Origin of the sequence: Lysobacter dokdonensis DS-58 (assembly GCF_000770795.1) — a bacterium.
In the GTDB taxonomy this organism is placed as follows: Bacteria; Pseudomonadota; Gammaproteobacteria; order Xanthomonadales; family Xanthomonadaceae; genus Noviluteimonas; species Noviluteimonas dokdonensis.
In genome coordinates, this window is sequence record NZ_JRKJ01000002.1 from 451,485 (window position 1) to 466,101 (window position 14,617).

The 14,617-nt window shown below is 63.7% G+C and carries 13 protein-coding genes; 3 read left to right on the plus strand and 10 right to left on the minus strand.

What is annotated here, in order from left to right; all coding sequences use genetic code 11:
* Positions 1 to 15: 15 nt before the first annotated feature.
* Positions 16 to 2,193: an alpha,alpha-trehalose-phosphate synthase (UDP-forming) gene (locus tag LF41_RS02515; RefSeq protein WP_202594007.1), complete on the minus strand. Its 2,178-nt coding sequence runs from the start codon at positions 2,191 to 2,193 to the stop codon at positions 16 to 18.
* 513 nt (positions 2,194 to 2,706) lie between these two features.
* Between LF41_RS02515 and LF41_RS02520 the strand changes: the two genes are divergently transcribed.
* The 3 genes from LF41_RS02520 to LF41_RS02530 are packed head-to-tail and all read left to right on the plus strand — an operon-like array spanning position 2,707 to position 3,597.
* A complete protein-coding gene (locus tag LF41_RS02520; protein ID WP_036165216.1) occupies positions 2,707 to 3,075 on the plus strand; it encodes a helix-turn-helix domain-containing protein in 369 nt (122 codons plus the stop codon).
* On the plus strand, positions 3,075 to 3,332 hold the full coding sequence (locus LF41_RS02525) for a DUF5985 family protein (RefSeq protein ID WP_036165218.1): 258 nt from the start codon (positions 3,075 to 3,077) through the stop codon (positions 3,330 to 3,332). The genes LF41_RS02520 and LF41_RS02525 overlap by 1 nt, the downstream gene beginning before the upstream one ends.
* Position 3,333: 1 nt before the next feature.
* Complete coding sequence (locus LF41_RS02530) at positions 3,334 to 3,597, plus strand: DUF5985 family protein (protein WP_036165220.1); 264 nt, start codon at positions 3,334 to 3,336, stop codon at positions 3,595 to 3,597.
* Between the two features lie 974 nt (positions 3,598 to 4,571).
* On the opposite strand, the gene LF41_RS02535 is transcribed toward LF41_RS02530, so the two are convergent.
* The 9 genes from LF41_RS02535 to LF41_RS02575 all read right to left on the minus strand — a co-directional run bounded on the left by LF41_RS02535 (position 4,572) and on the right by LF41_RS02575 (position 14,606).
* Positions 4,572 to 5,078: a DUF305 domain-containing protein gene (locus tag LF41_RS02535; RefSeq protein WP_036165223.1), complete on the minus strand. Its 507-nt coding sequence runs from the start codon at positions 5,076 to 5,078 to the stop codon at positions 4,572 to 4,574.
* A gap of 17 nt (positions 5,079 to 5,095) precedes the next feature.
* On the minus strand, positions 5,096 to 7,192 hold the full coding sequence (locus LF41_RS02540; protein WP_036165769.1) for a heavy metal translocating P-type ATPase: 2,097 nt from the start codon (positions 7,190 to 7,192) through the stop codon (positions 5,096 to 5,098).
* A gap of 129 nt (positions 7,193 to 7,321) precedes the next feature.
* Complete coding sequence (locus LF41_RS02545; protein WP_052116053.1) at positions 7,322 to 8,002, minus strand: c-type cytochrome; 681 nt, start codon at positions 8,000 to 8,002, stop codon at positions 7,322 to 7,324.
* Positions 8,003 to 8,017: 15 nt separating this feature from the next.
* Entirely contained in the window at positions 8,018 to 9,007 is a 990-nt protein-coding gene (locus LF41_RS02550) for a copper resistance protein B (RefSeq protein ID WP_425599460.1), read from the minus strand.
* A gap of 35 nt (positions 9,008 to 9,042) precedes the next feature.
* On the minus strand, positions 9,043 to 10,872 hold the full coding sequence (locus LF41_RS02555; RefSeq protein ID WP_036165229.1) for a copper resistance system multicopper oxidase: 1,830 nt from the start codon (positions 10,870 to 10,872) through the stop codon (positions 9,043 to 9,045).
* An 81-nt stretch (positions 10,873 to 10,953) separates the two neighbouring features.
* Entirely contained in the window at positions 10,954 to 11,349 is a 396-nt protein-coding gene (locus LF41_RS02560) for a CopL family metal-binding regulatory protein (protein ID WP_036165232.1), read from the minus strand.
* A 46-nt stretch (positions 11,350 to 11,395) separates the two neighbouring features.
* Positions 11,396 to 12,406 (minus strand): zinc-dependent alcohol dehydrogenase family protein, encoded by a 1,011-nt coding sequence (locus LF41_RS02565; RefSeq protein ID WP_036165236.1) that lies wholly within the window; start codon positions 12,404 to 12,406, stop codon positions 11,396 to 11,398.
* A complete protein-coding gene (locus LF41_RS02570) occupies positions 12,403 to 13,278 on the minus strand; it encodes a PhzF family phenazine biosynthesis protein (RefSeq protein WP_036165239.1) in 876 nt (291 codons plus the stop codon). The genes LF41_RS02565 and LF41_RS02570 overlap by 4 nt, the downstream gene beginning before the upstream one ends.
* On the minus strand, positions 13,275 to 14,606 hold the full coding sequence (locus tag LF41_RS02575) for a pyridoxal phosphate-dependent decarboxylase family protein (RefSeq protein ID WP_084073242.1): 1,332 nt from the start codon (positions 14,604 to 14,606) through the stop codon (positions 13,275 to 13,277). Before LF41_RS02575 ends, LF41_RS02570 begins: the two co-directional genes overlap by 4 nt.
* Positions 14,607 to 14,617 lie beyond the last annotated feature (11 nt).

A 14,617-nucleotide genomic window follows, 5' to 3' on the forward strand; every position in this document is an offset into this window, starting at 1 on the left:
GTCAAGGATTGCTCATCAGCGCCCGCCGAACTCGGGCAGGCCATGCTTCCGGACGCGCTCTTCCACGCGGGCGCGGAGGCGCCAACGCGCAGCGTCGCTGAGCATGCGCCCTGCCCAGCGAAATACGTTGAAGTCACGCACCGTATGCCGGAGGCTAATCATGCGCTCACGTTGTTCCCCGGACGACATCCTCGCCGCGCGATAAATCGCATCTGCGGTTTCCTCGACATGGTAAGGATTGATGATCAACGCCTCGTGCATCTCGCGCGCAGCGCCGGCGAATCGGCTCAACACCAGGACGCCCTGCTCGTCATCCCGGGATGCTACGTACTCTTTGCACACGAGATTCATCCCGTCGTGGAGGCTCGTGACGACACAAATGTCTGCCGCCCGGTAGAGCTCGATCAACTGTGCATGATCGTGGTGCTCAGCAAGGAACACGACCGGCTGATAGCGTCCGGCACCGAAGCGCGAATTGATCCTGACGGAGAGGCGCTCAACCTGCTGCTGAAAAGCACGGTATTCGTCAAGCGAAGAGCGCGTCGGAGAGGCCACCTGCACGAACACGAATCTGCCGATGAGACTCGGGTACTTCTCTAACATGCGCTCGACCGCGTTCAGACGCTCCACGATGCCCTTGGTGTAGTCGAACCGATCCACACCAAGCCCGATAATGGCGTGCTCGGGAAGCCCATGGCGCTCGATGACGAGACGTCGGCAATCGGAGGGCGACGCCCAATCTCCTTCCAGCGGTTGTGGCCATTCAATTGAAATCGGATAGCTTTCAACGAACGTCTCCCGCTCGGCGACAGCCACGACCGAGTGCTCGTGCTCAATTCTGGCCTCGATGAATCGGTCAACGGTTTCAAGGAAGTTCTTGCAGTGGAACTTCGTATGGAAACCCAAGATAGTGCTGCCCAACAATCCGAGCAGGATTTCGCGACGCCACGGGCAGATGCCGAAGGATTCCGGATTCGGCCAAGGAATATGCCAGAACGTTAGGATCGTGGCTTGGGGAAGCTTTTCGCGCACCAACGCGGGAACGAGAGCCAAATGATAGTCCTGCACCAACACGACGGGATCATCAGTGCGCGCCTCCCTGAGGACGGCTTCGGCGAACCGTTGATTGACTGCACGATAGGTTTGCCAATCCGACTCGCGGAACACCGGCCGGACATGCGCAACATGACATAGGGGCCACAGTCCCTCATTGGCAAAGCCGTAGTAATACCCCTGCTCTTCCTCCGGCGTTAGCCAGATGCGGCGAAGCGAGTACATCGGTTGATCCGGTGGAACCGCGACGCGATCATGGAGGTCGACCACGTCGCGATCCGCCGTCCCGCTCCCGTGCGCGATCCACGTCCCCGAACACGCCCGCATGACGGGCTCGATCGCAGTGACTAGACCACTCGCCGGGCGACGAACGCGGGCGCCGCCGTGCTGATCGAGATCATGAATGTAGGGCTCGCGGTTGGAGACGACGATGATCTCGTCGCCTCGCAGTTCTGCGTGCAAAAGGCCCCGCAGCCGCTCCGGGGTCCAACCGGCCTCAGGCCCTCGCGCGCGTCGATACTCATCCTCCAACTGTCGAAGGCGGCTGCGAAGGTCATCGGCAAGCGGCGCCAACTCGGCAGGCATGGGGCCTGCGGGACCAACTTCACCACGAAGCAAAGCGCGGGCCCCCGCAATCCATCCGCGCCAGCTAATCTGCGCAACGAACATCGAAATGATCGCAACGACAAAGCCGAGCGCTGCAAGGAATGCGATCAAGTAGCGTCGAGTATCCAGACTGCGGCGCTCGATGAAACTCAGATCATGTAAAAGGATCATCTCCGACGCCGGCTCAGCCTCGATCACGGAAGTCTCCGCGGCGACCAGCGAGTGACGAGTGACCAGGACCGCGCCGCCGGGAAGCGTCACGCGCGGGTTTTCCTTTCCAGCGGTTTGCCTGGCGTCCGCACATGACAACGCGGCCGGAAATGCACTCGACCGCGCGAACAAGTCATCCGAGGAGCAGAGCCCGATGCCGAACACCCGTTCGTCCTGCGCGGTGCGATCGAAGAGCAACGCGAGGCGATGCGCATCGCGCGAGGCCAACGCGTCAATCGTCGAATCGTGGAGGGCATTGGCCACGAGCGCGCCACGAGCGCTGATGTCGCGCGTAAACCACCGCAGCGTGAGCTTGTCGATCAACGGAAGCGCCACGTAGGCCGCAATCACCATCGCGGCCGCAAGGGGAAGGAGAAATCGAAGCTGTAGTCGAAGGTATCTGAGCATTAAGGACAAAACTAGAGACGCGAGCACTCCCCTGTCGCACGAACGTGCCAGCGAACGACGAATGATTGCATTACCCGCCGGTGGTCCTTCACGATGTCCGGGAACTTGCGGCGCGGCTGGCGGTATTGTCTATCATGCGTCCGCAAGAGGTGTGCAAACGGGGTGAAGAGCGCAGGCGATCGGATGCCGCTTGATAGACGCATGACATCCCGTGGAGGGAGCTACGACCTCGCATGCAAGTTCGGCATCGCTGCGGCAAGCGGATCGCTGCGCGAATGGGGTGATGCAGAAGCCGTGCTGCATGAGTTATGGATCGACCTTGGGGACGAATTGGCGTGGCTTGAGGCGCGACAGGTGATGTATTCGATCTGGAAGAACGCGGGACGGACCCCGTAGATAGCGGGCAGGACGAGCAGGACGATTTATACGATGACCCTTTCCGAAGACCTGCGACGGTTCGTTGTCGCCAAGATTTCCAGCGTGGCGCATCTGGAAGCGCTGCTCTTGCTGCGTTCAACGGGTACGGCCTGGTCGCTACAGGAACTGAGCGCGAGGCTGTATGTCTCGCCTTCCACTGCCTCCAAGCTGGTCGAAGACTTGCAGTCTAGGGGGCTTGCCGTGCGCCTCGGCGAGAATGCGCAGTACCTTCCAAAGTCGGACAACATCGCACACGCGGTTGACGAGCTGTCGACTATGTATGGGCGAAGCTTGATCGAAGTTACCCGCCTGATTCACGCCACTACCGAGAGGAAGGCGCGCCGCTTCGCGGACGCTTTCGACGTAAGAAAGGACTCCTGATGGCTCTGCTGACATACGCGCTATGTGCATTCGCGGCACTTGCATGCGCGATCCTCCTGTTTCAGGGGTGGAGGAAGAGCGGCTCGCGAATGCTGTGGTGGAGCGGCGTTTGCTTCTTCCTTCTTTCTTTATCCAACATCGCCCTGGTAATCGAGGATGCGATGATGCCGGGCGTTGCGCTATGGCCGCTGAGGCACGGACTCAGCTTGGCCGCAATCAGCGCACTGGTCTACGGACTGATCTTCGAGGAGCGTTGACATGCAACCGTTTTTGCTCGGAATGATTTCAATGGGGTGCGCGGTCGCAGCGTTGCTTTTTCTGAAATTCTGGAAATCCAGCAGAGATCAACTGTTTTTGTTTTTCTCGGCAGCGTTTGCAATTGAGGCGATCAACAGAGGTGTCTTTGCAGTGATCCTTCAAAGCTCCACCGAGTACCAGCCTGGATATGTGCTCGCGCGCCTGCTGTCGTTCTCGCTGATTCTCGTTGGCATCATCTACAAGAACTCAACTCCTCGGCCCTGATTCGCTCGCCGAAGGTTCGAGATGCATCATTTCTGGGCAAGTGTCGTTCTGCCGCTCGCGCTCTACCTTGGCGTAGTCGCGGGCGCGATCGTGTTGATCCTGTTGGCGCTCGCCCTTATCGAGAAGTTCAGTCGACGTGACTAGGCAAGGAGAAGGAGCGTCGAACCAAGATCGACCTCCAAAAGACGGAACGTCGGACACGCGCGCTTTTACGGCAGGCAAAAAAGAAGGGGCCCGATCGTAACGGAGCCCCTTCTGATGCACGGCCCGAGAGCCACGCGCACGCCGGACGAGTGGCGCTGGCGAACAATATCATCCCTTAACTTTCACAGCGTACTCGTCGTTTCTGCCGCCCCTAATAAGTCGCAAATTTGCAGAACTGCCACCCCCGAGAAGGAAGTCCTTTCCCTCCACTAATGCAAACCCTTGGGCATCAATCTGTTCTGCGATCGCATCGCCTAAGCGGGCGTTCGCAAAACGCGCTTCCGTCGTCCCAAGGTAGAGACAGGGCACCGTAGGCGCGAGTGACCCATCAATTGGCCACAGGCGTGACAGAAGATATCTCCCGTCGCCCTGGCGATAAACGTGCAACTGATTCATGGCGCCCCCCCGGTGCTGAGTAACTCGGCAACATTTACGCGAATGACGTATTGCGAGCGTGAGCGAAAGAGCCACTTATCTGAGGCGCTCGGCCGCCCATCCAACGATCGTGAGGGCGCAGCTTTTGACGCCGGACTTTCAGTGTTGATGCCGTTTAGCGCGGCGGCGGCACACTCCCAACTACCCAAGCTCGGCACAGTTTTCGTCGGTCACTCGGTGACCGATTGTCACTGCCAAGAGCCCAGGCTGGCGTCACCATGCGCACCTTCGTTCAATCCACCCGGACCGGTAGAGTGCCTGTCCTCGGGCTGGTACATCGCGCTGGTGGACGCGCCGCTGTATACCGACTTGCAATCGGTAGGCGGCGATGAAGTTCATGGCGTCCTGCTTTCGTCGTCAAGCAACGCCTTCATCCGCCGGATTTCGTTGCGCTGTGATGCTAGGATTTCTGCGCACAACGCTTGCACTTCGGCGCCATCGCGACCCTTTCGTTCCTCGCACATGAGTATCGCGCCGGCATGGTGCGGGATCATCGAGCGCAGGAACTGACGCTCGGTCACGGCGGTTTGCTGACGGATCAAGACCCAAAAAACGATCATCGCCGCGATTCCGCCCACGATCAGCAGCGCGTTGCGCTTCTTGTCCGGATACATGCCGCCCATGACCAACAATTCGATGACGAGCATCGGAGACGCCATCAGCCCCGCCATCCAGGCTTGGTTGACGCTCCCGTAGACGTTCGCGAATCGGTCCACCATGGCGTACATCAGGGCGTACATCGCCAGGAATGAAAGTCCCATCATCACCAGCAAGCGGAAGTAGTGCCCGCTGTGCCCGTGCTGGTTCGCTTGCTTTCCGTGCGCCGCGTGTTCGTGCTCCATGGTGATTCTCCTGTTGGCTACCGCGAATCAGTTTTCTTGCCCCCCGCCGCCCCAAGCCGCAACGCATTGGCGACGACGGAAACCGAACTCAGGCTCATCGCGAGCGCCGCGATCATCGGGCTGAGCAAGACGTGGAAGACCGGGTACAACACGCCGGCAGCGATCGGGACGCCGAGCGCGTTGTAGGCGAAGGCAAACCCGAGGTTCTGCTTCATGTTCCGCACCGTGGCGTCGGACAGCTCGCGCGCCCGTAGGATGCCGCGCAAGTCGCCCTTGACCAGCGTGACCTGCGCGCTCGACATCGCGACATCGGTGCCTGTGCCCATCGCGACGCCGACGTCGGCGGCGGCCAGGGCCGGTGCATCATTGATTCCATCACCTGCCATCGCCACCTGCTTACCCTGCGCTTGCAGCGCGCGCACAAGCTCGGCCTTGTCGGCCGGACTGACTTCCCCATGGAACTCGTCGATGCCCAAGTGCGAGGCGACTGCGCGCGCGGTCGTCTCGCCGTCGCCGGTCGCCATGACTACATGCAGCCCGCTGCGCCGCAAGGCCTCCAACGTCGGCTGTGCCGACTCCTTGATCGGGTCGGCGACGGAGAGCACGCCCGCGACGCGCCCATCGAGGGCAAGGAACATCACGCTGGAACCGTCCTTGCGAAATGCTTCCGCCCTGTCCCGCCATTGCGTGATGTCCGCGCCGACCTGTTCCATCAATCGCGTATTGCCGAGCGCCGCTTCGCGCCCGTCGACGCCACCGCGCACGCCGAACCCCGTCACGGAGTCGAACCCTTCGACGGTGGCAAGCGTCATTTCGCGACGTCGCGCTTCGGCAACGATCGCCGCCGCCAACGGATGCTCGCTGCCTTGGTCCAGGCTGGCGGCGAGGCGCAACACCTCGGCGGGCGCGACGCCGTCGGCGCCCACCGCATCGCGATACGCGGGATGCCCTTCGGTCAGCGTGCCCGTCTTGTCGACGATCAGTGTGTCGATCTGGCGGAAGCGCTCGATCGCCTCCGCGTCCTTGAACAACACGCCGCCCGTGGCGCCGCGCCCGGTGGCGACCATGATGGACATCGGCGTGGCCAGGCCCAAGGCGCAGGGGCACGCGATGATCAGGACCGAGATCGCGTTGAGCACCGCGTAGGTCCATGCAGGTTCCGGTCCGAAGACGCCCCACGCCAGTAAGGTGATCGCAGCGGCGGCCAGGACGGCGAGCACGAACCAGTAAGCCACGCGGTCGGCCATGCGCTGCATCGGCGCACGCGACCGCTGCGCCTGCGCGACGAGCTGCACAATCTGCGACAGCACGGTGTCGGCGCCCACCTTTTCCGCGCGCATGATGAGCGAGCCGGTGCCGTTGATCGTCGCCCCGATGAGGCGCGCGCCCGCGTCCTTGCGCACCGGGATGGGCTCGCCGGTGATCATCGATTCGTCGACGCTGCCCTGCCCCTCCAACACCGTTCCGTCCACCGGCACCTTCTCACCCGGGCGCACGCGCAAGCGATCACCTACGTGGACGTTTTCAAGCGGAACATCCTCTTCGACGCCGTCGTCTCCGATTCGGCGCGCGGTCTTCGGCGCGAGCCCCAGCAACGCCTTGATCGCCGCGGATGTCTTCGACCTTGCGCGCAACTCCAACATCTGTCCCAACAGCGTGAGGGTGACGATGACCGTGGCCGCCTCGAAATACACGCCCACGCGCCCGTGCGCATGAAACGAAGCCGGGAACAGCCCTGGCGCCACGGTGGCGACGACGCTGTAACCGAACGCCGCCGCCACGCCGATGCCGATCAGCGTCCACATGTTAGGGCTGCGATTGCGAATGGATTGCGCGCAACGCACGAAGAACGGCCACCCCGCCCACGCCACGACCGGCACGCTGAGCGCAAACTCCAACCAAGCCCGTGCCTGCGGCGACAACGCAGCCCAGCGATGGCCCCACATCGCGAGCACGAGGACTACGATCGTCAACGGCAACGTCCACCAGAACCGTCGGGAGAAATCGCGCAACTCATGATTCTCGTCGTCGTCCAGCGACGGGAGTTCCGGCTCCAACGTCATGCCGCAAATGGGACAAGTGCCCGGTCCCACCTGGCGAATTTGTGGGTGCATCGGACAGGTGTAGATCGTTTCCGCATTCTTCGCGGATCGCATCGAAACCGCAGTGTCCCCATGGCCGTGGTGATGCGCGTGGGCATGCGCGTGCGGATCGTCATGATTGGCGTTGTTCATGCTGGATGCTCAGTGATGATGACCAGGCTTACCGTGCTCGGGCACCGTCGACGCGGATGCCGGCATCTGATGCGCGTGTTGCCCGCCGTGCGCCTCTTCCATCTCGTGCTCGTCGCTCTCGCGCTCGTCGTTGTCGAGATGGTGGTGCGCCGCTTCGCCGCCACCGTGCGAGTGCCCTTCGCTGTGCGCCACCATGTCGCGGTAGCCGCCAGCGTCCAGCTTCGGCAGTTGTTGCAGGAACGCGACCATGTTCCAGATGGACTCGTCGTTCATGCTCTTGCCCCAAGCCGGCATGCCGGACGCCTTGATGCCGTGCTTGATTGCCCAGAACGCTTCGCGTGGCGGCACGCTCTCGCGCGTGAGGTTCGGCGGCGCCGGGTAAAGGCCCTTGCTCAACTCGGTTTCCGCGATGCCCGGCGCGAGGTGGCACCCGGTGCACATGGCATCGTAGTTGCCGGCACCTTGGCGGATGCGGGCGGGATCGTTCATGGTCGGCAGCATGAGCTGTTGCGCGCGAACGGCAATGGACCGTTCACGCAGCGTCTGCAACAGCGACAGCACCGGGCGCGTGTGCGCGTTGTCGGCGCCGATGTCATACGCACCGGAGTAGACGAAGCCGGCGAAGGCGAGCAGGCCGACGCCGGACAGGACCGCGAGTGTGAAAAGCGTTGATCGCTTTACGAAAGGCATTTTGGCGTCCCCCTTTTAGAACCAAACCCTGACGCCCGCCACGATGCGGGTGTCGCTCTTGTCTTCGCCAAGCGCGCGACGGAAGTCCGCCGTGTCGCCGAACGCACGCTCATGCACGACGCCGATGTAGGGCGCGAACTTTCGGTGCACTTCGTACCGAAGCCGCAGTCCCGCCTCCATCGTCGACAGGCCGGAACCGACGCCACGTCGCTCGTCGTCCTTGCCGTTGAAGTTGGCTTCGACCAGTGGTTGCAGGATCAGCCGATTGGTCAGCAACAACTCGTACTCAGCTTCGATGCGCGCCGCCGTTCGGCCTGAGGCACCGATGTACGCCGTCGCCTCGACTTCAAACTTGTAGGGCGCGAAGCCGACGACACCGATTGCCGCCCAGTCCTGCGACGGGCCTGGTTTGAAGTCGTGCCGAACGCCACCGACGACGTCCCACCAGCGAGCGATCGGCCGGCCGTGCATGACCTCAAGATCGGCGGCCTCTGTCCGGTCATCGACGCGCTCGCCTTCCGAACGCAGCCAAAGTTTGTCGGTGTCGGTGCCAATCCACGCCTGCCCTTCCCACGCCAACCCGTTGCCATGGTCGGCATCGAAAGCTTCAAGCCGATTGAACAGGACCTTCGAGTGCACGGTGTTGTCGTGCACGGGGTGCGCGTGCTCGGGTGGACGCGCTGCTTCACGGTCCGCGTCGGTCAGCGCCGGGATCGGCGTGCGTAGCTCGCCGGGCGCGGACATCGCGTCGCCCATCTGCATCTGCGAGTGGTCCATCGTCGAGTGGTCCATCTGCATCTGCGAATGGTCCATCGTCGAGTGGTCGACGGGCTTTTCGGCGGGCGGCTTCGGGGCAGGCTTCTGCTTCGGCTTGGTCGCTGGCTTGGGTGCTGGTTTCGCTGGCTGCGCGGCCTTCGGCGCCGGTGCCGGCTTTGCTGGCATCGGCATCTGCATCGGCATGGACGAATGATCGTGATGCTGCGCGGCCGCGCCGGTCGACAGCATCAACCCGATCGCGAGCGTCGTGAGCTTGGACGTCCTCATTCTTCGACCCTCACTTCGCGCATCATCCCGGCTTCCATGTGGAACAGCAGGTGGCAGTGGTACGCCCAGCCACCGAGCGCGTCCGCGCGCACGCGGTAGGTGCGCCGCGTTCCCGGCGGGATGTCGAGCGTGTGCTTTCGGACGTGGAAGTTCCCCTGCTCGTCTTCCAGGTCGCTCCACATGCCATGCAGGTGGATCGGATGCGACATCATCGTGTCGTTGACGAGCACGATCCGCAGGCGCTCGCCGTAGGTCATGCGCAGGGGTTCGACCTGCGAGAACTTCTGGCCATTGAAGCCCCACACGAAGCGTTCCATGTGGCCCGTCAGGTGCAGTTCGATTTCGCGGCCGGGATCGCGGCCATCGGGGTCCTCGAACGTGCTCTTCAACATGCCGTAGCTGAGCACCTTGCGGCCGTTGTTGCGCAGGCCGATGCCGGGATCGTCGAGCCGCGGCGTCGGCGACATCGTTTGCATGTCGACGAATGGATTGCCGGCTTCGCTTGCCGGGTGCACCGGCATCGCCGTCCCGTGCTGCATGCCCGACATGTCGTGCCCCATGGCCGAATGGTCCATGCCGGCCCCGTGCTGCATGGCGTCGGGTTGCATTCCCGCCATATCGTGTTGATGCATCGCGCCATCGCCCATGCCGGGCATGTCGTGACCCATCCCGCCATGACCCATGTCCGCCATCTTCAGGATCGCGCGCGGATCGAGCGCGGGCACGGGCGCGCGGAGGCCGTCGCGAACGGAGAGCGTGCCGCTGACGTAACCCGTGTGGGCCATGTCCTGCGCGAAGATCGTGAAGGCGTCCTGCCCCGTCGGTTCGACGATCACGTCGTACGTCTCCGCAGGCGACATGCGGAACTCATCGACCGTCACCGGATGCACGTACTGCCCGTCGGCGGCGACCACCGTCATCTTGAGGCCCGGGATGCGCACGTCGAAGTACGTCATCGACGAACCGTTGATGAAGCGCAAGCGCACCTTCTCGCCGGACCGGAACAGGCCGGTCCAGTTCGCGAGCGATGTCGCGCCATTCATCAGGTAGGTGTAGGTGTTCGCGTTGACGTCCGACAGGTCAGTCGGCGTCATGCGCATCTTGCCCCACGTCTTGCGGTCGTCGATCGTGGCGGACATGCCATCGCGCTTCGCGTCACGCGCGAAATCACCGACAGTGCGTTTGTAGTAGTTGTCGTACCCCGGCATCTTCTTGAGGCGCGCGAACAGTGCCGACGGGTCGAGGTCGGTCCAGTCGGTGAGCATCACGACGTGTTCGCGGTCGTATGAGAATGGTTCGGGCGCGATGGGCTCGATGACGAGCGGCCCGTAGAGCCCGGCCTGCTCCTGGAACCCCGAATGGCTGTGATACCAGTACGTGCCGCCCTGCTTCACCGTGAAGCGATAGTGGTACGTCTCGCCGCGCCCGATGCCGTTGAAGCTGATGCCGGGCACGCCGTCCATGTTGGCGGGGAGCAGGATGCCGTGCCAATGGATCGAGGCCTCATGACCGTGGATGGACCCCGCGGGCAGTGCGTTGCTCACGCGCAAATTGACCGTCGTGCCCTCCTTCCACCGCAACAAGGGCGCGGGGATGGAGCCGTTGACGGTAATGGCCGTGCGCGTGCGGCCGGTGAAGTTGGCCGGCGACTCGCCGATGACGAGGTCGAACTCGGTGCCACTCAACGTGGCGTTGCGCTTTACACCAGGGGAAGCGCGCAACGGGAAACCGCCGAAGCCGGCCAGCACGCCGGCTGCGGCAAGACCTTGCAAAAACTGACGACGCGCCGGATAGACAGGCGCTCCAAGAAAACGATCGGAAGACATCCAACCACTCCAAGAAATCGGGCATGCGTACGCGATCGAACGCGCACGAGCGGAAGCGCCATGCAGGCGCTGGGGGGCCGCTTAGCCGATGGGAGGTCGGATCAGGTGTGGAAGCGCCGGGCTCGCGAACGAAACCCTAAGCGCGGCGCCAGGCGCGGCCGAAGGCCGCACAGGAATTGCGATCGACCCGAATGTCGGGATCGTGGGCGCGTGCGAAACGCAACTGCACAGGCAGGCGCCCGGCGGACAGCAATCGTCATGCGCGACCGGCGACGCTGGCGCGTCATGGTCGGAGGTCATGGCCGCATGCGCCATCGCCGGCATGTCGTCGCACGGCGGCGCGGCGTCATGGGCGGCGGCCGTTGCATCCATGCCGGCACCGAAGGCCATCATCGTGCTCGCATACACAGCCGACGTGCCGTTCGCCACAAGGGCGAAGCACAGCAGCAGGCGGAGCAGGATGGCCCGGAGACGCATGGCGGCACTTTACCCGATCGGCTCGTGAAAGACGGATCGCGGTCGCCTACGGGTCGGAGATCGCGACCACGACCTTGCCGAAAGGCTGACCGGATTCGAGCCGCGCGTAGGCGGAAGCCGCCTCCCTGAAGGGCACCACGCGATCGATGGCCGGCTTGACGCGATGTTCGTCAATGAAGGCAACCAGCGCTTCGGTCATTGCGCGAGACCCCACGACGACGCCCGTCACCGAACGTGGTCCGACCAAGGCGAAAGGATCGATCGACAATGCGAATCCACCGCTGACGCCGCCGATCGTCACGACCGTGCCGCCCGCGCGCGTACTCGCGATCGACCGAGCGATCGTGCCGGCTCCGCCGACGTCGAGGACCCGGTGCGCACCGCCGGTCAAATCCTGCACGCGCGCATCCCAGGCCGGCTCGTTCGCGTAGTTGATTCCATGCGCGGCGCCCAGCGCCTTCGCCCTCTGTAGCTTTTCGTCCGAACTGGAAAGCACGGTGGGCCGCAGGCCGGCGGCGACGGCAAGCTGCAACGCCCATGTCGACACGCCGCCGGTCCCCTGGATCAGGACGTGATCGCCCTCGCGCAGCGATCCGATGCCGAAGAGCGCGTGCCATGCCGTAACGCCGGCGCACGCGAACGTTGAAGCCTCCGCCCAGGTCAGGCTCTCCGGGGCACGGACCAGCGCCGATTCTTTCGCGACGAATCGCTCCGCCAACACGCCATCGACATTCCCGCCAAGCGACTTCGACAGCGCCGCGTCGTCCGGGGCGCCCGCCAACCATTCCGGGAAGAAGGTCGGAACGACACGATCGCCCTTTGCAAATCGCGTGACCGCGGAACCAATCTCGACGACTTCACCAGCGCCGTCGGATGCCGGAATGCGTACGTCACCAGCACCCATCTGCCCCTTGGCAACCAGAAGATCACGGAAGTTGAGCGACACCGCGTGCATGCGGATGCGCACTTCATCGGGAAGTAGCGGCAGGTCCTGAACGTGGTCGAGATGCAGGGACGCGACACCTTCGCCGCGGCGAATCCGATAGACGTTGTTCATGCCGTTTCCAGGTCGACTGCGACGCGGCGTTCGACGCGTGCGCTACCGCCCGCGAACAAGCGGCTGATCACGCCGTCGACAAGGTCGAGCCGGACGTGGATCGCGCTGGGCGACGGCACGGCCATCAGGGCTCCCTGCTCGACCGCGAGCGTCGGACCGATGCAGAATCGATCGAACAGGACGCACGCCAGCGGCCCGGCTGCCATGCCAGTCGCCGCTTCTTCATCGATGCCGTAACGGGGCGCGAACATGCGCGTCGTCGCGACGCGGCCGGCGGGCGCGCCTTCGCGCGAGTAAACGTAGTAACCCACCAGGTCCAGCGACTCGCTGATGTAGGCGATGGCGGTCTGGTCGGGATCGACGGCCGCGAGCGCCTCGCGACTCTCCACCTCAAGCACGGCGAAGCGATTGCCGGTGTCGACGATGCGCATGTCGTGCAGGCGCGTACCTGCCAGCGAGGCCGAGATGCGTGCGCCCTCGCGTCCGCGCGGGGCGATGGGCTCGAAACGCGGTGCGCGCTGCTCCATCGATACGCGATCGCCCTCCACGATGACGGCGCGGGGGCCTTCGATGGTTTCCTTCGAGAGGTGCCCTTCGCCGATTCGACCGAGCGATTTCAGTAACGCGAACGTCGCGATCGTTGCGTGCCCGCAGTGTGCGATCTGGCGCGTGGGCGTGAAGAACTCCAACCGAACGGTCTCTGTGGCCGACGCCGACACGAAGGCCGTTTCGGAAAGGCCTACGCGCGCGGCGATGCGCAGACGCGCGGCTGCGTCGAGTCCGTCGGCGTCGACGACGACGCCCGCGGGATTGCCACCGCCGCCGCCTTCGGTGAACGCGTGGACGATCCAACCTTGGGGTTTCGTGCTCATGGGGCAGTTTCCGTCGTGCCGCCGATGCATTCGGCGATGGCTTGTAGGATTTGGTCGACGTCGGCGTCGGTCGTCGACCAGTTGGAGAAGGCGGCGCGCACCGCGGCGCGTTGGTGCAGCACCGTGGGGGTCATGAAGACGACGCCCGTGGCGTTGAGCCGCGCGAGAAACGCGTCGCGTTCGGCAGCGTCGGCACCCTTGGGCGCGAACGCTACGATGTTGAGTGAGACATCGTGCAATACATCCATCCCCAGCGATTCGACGCCGCGGGCGAGCAGGCGTGCCTGTCGGCAGTTGTCGGCGACCCAGCGCCCGATTCCCGCGCGCCCTTGAACAGCGAGCACCATCCACGCTGGAAGCGCACGAAAACGACGCGAGTTCTCCGGCGTGTAGTGCAGCGGATCGGGGTCGTCGCCTAGATAAGCGGAGGTGGCCGCGAAGACTTCGCGCTGAAGTTCGGGCCATCGCGTATATGCGAGCGCGCTGTCGTAGGGCACGTTGAGCCACTTGTGCAAGTCCACCGTCACCGAGTCGGCGCGCTCGATGCCCGCGGTCATCGGCTTCAGCGCATCGTCGAAGGCTGCGAACAAGCCAAACGCGCCATCGACATGCAGCCAGGCGCCAGCTTCCGCGCACACATCGGCGAGGGCGACGAGGTCGTCGAAGTCGCCGGTATTCACCTCACCCGCGCTCGCCACGACGATTGACGGTCCCTCGTGCGCCGTGAGGGCCGCCCGCAGCGCGACGACGTCGACGGCGGTTCTACGTGGTTGTGTCGCAACGGCAACGTGCCGATGTCGGCCAATGCCGGTGATGGCCATTGCCTTGAGGATGCTGGAATGCGCGGCACCTGCGAACACGGTCGGAAGTGCGCCGTGCGTGCGCTCCGCCCAGTGGCGCGCCGTCGCCATCGACACAAGATTGGCGGCGGTGGCGCCACTCACGAATTGCCCATGCATTGCCGGGTGCAACCCGAAGATGTCGGCATAGGCCGCGACCGTACATGATTCAACGTCGGCGGCGATCGAGCCCACCTTGTTCGAGACGTTCTGGTTCCAGGCGCTCGTCACCCAGTCCGCGGCAAGCGCCTCAGGCGTTGCACCGCCAGTGACGAACCCCAAGTACCGCGGACCCGGCGAGGCGGACAGATACGGGGCAACGTGATCACGAAGGTAGGCAAACGCCGCATTCAATCCAATCCCTTCGGGAGCAATCGGTTCGGGATGCGCTGACACCGCAACCCGACGCTGCTCAAGGCCGCCCAAATACTCGCGCGCAAGATGCCATGCGTGGTCGAGTGCAAGCTCGTGCTGTTCCGGCAATTCCATATCTTCGTACC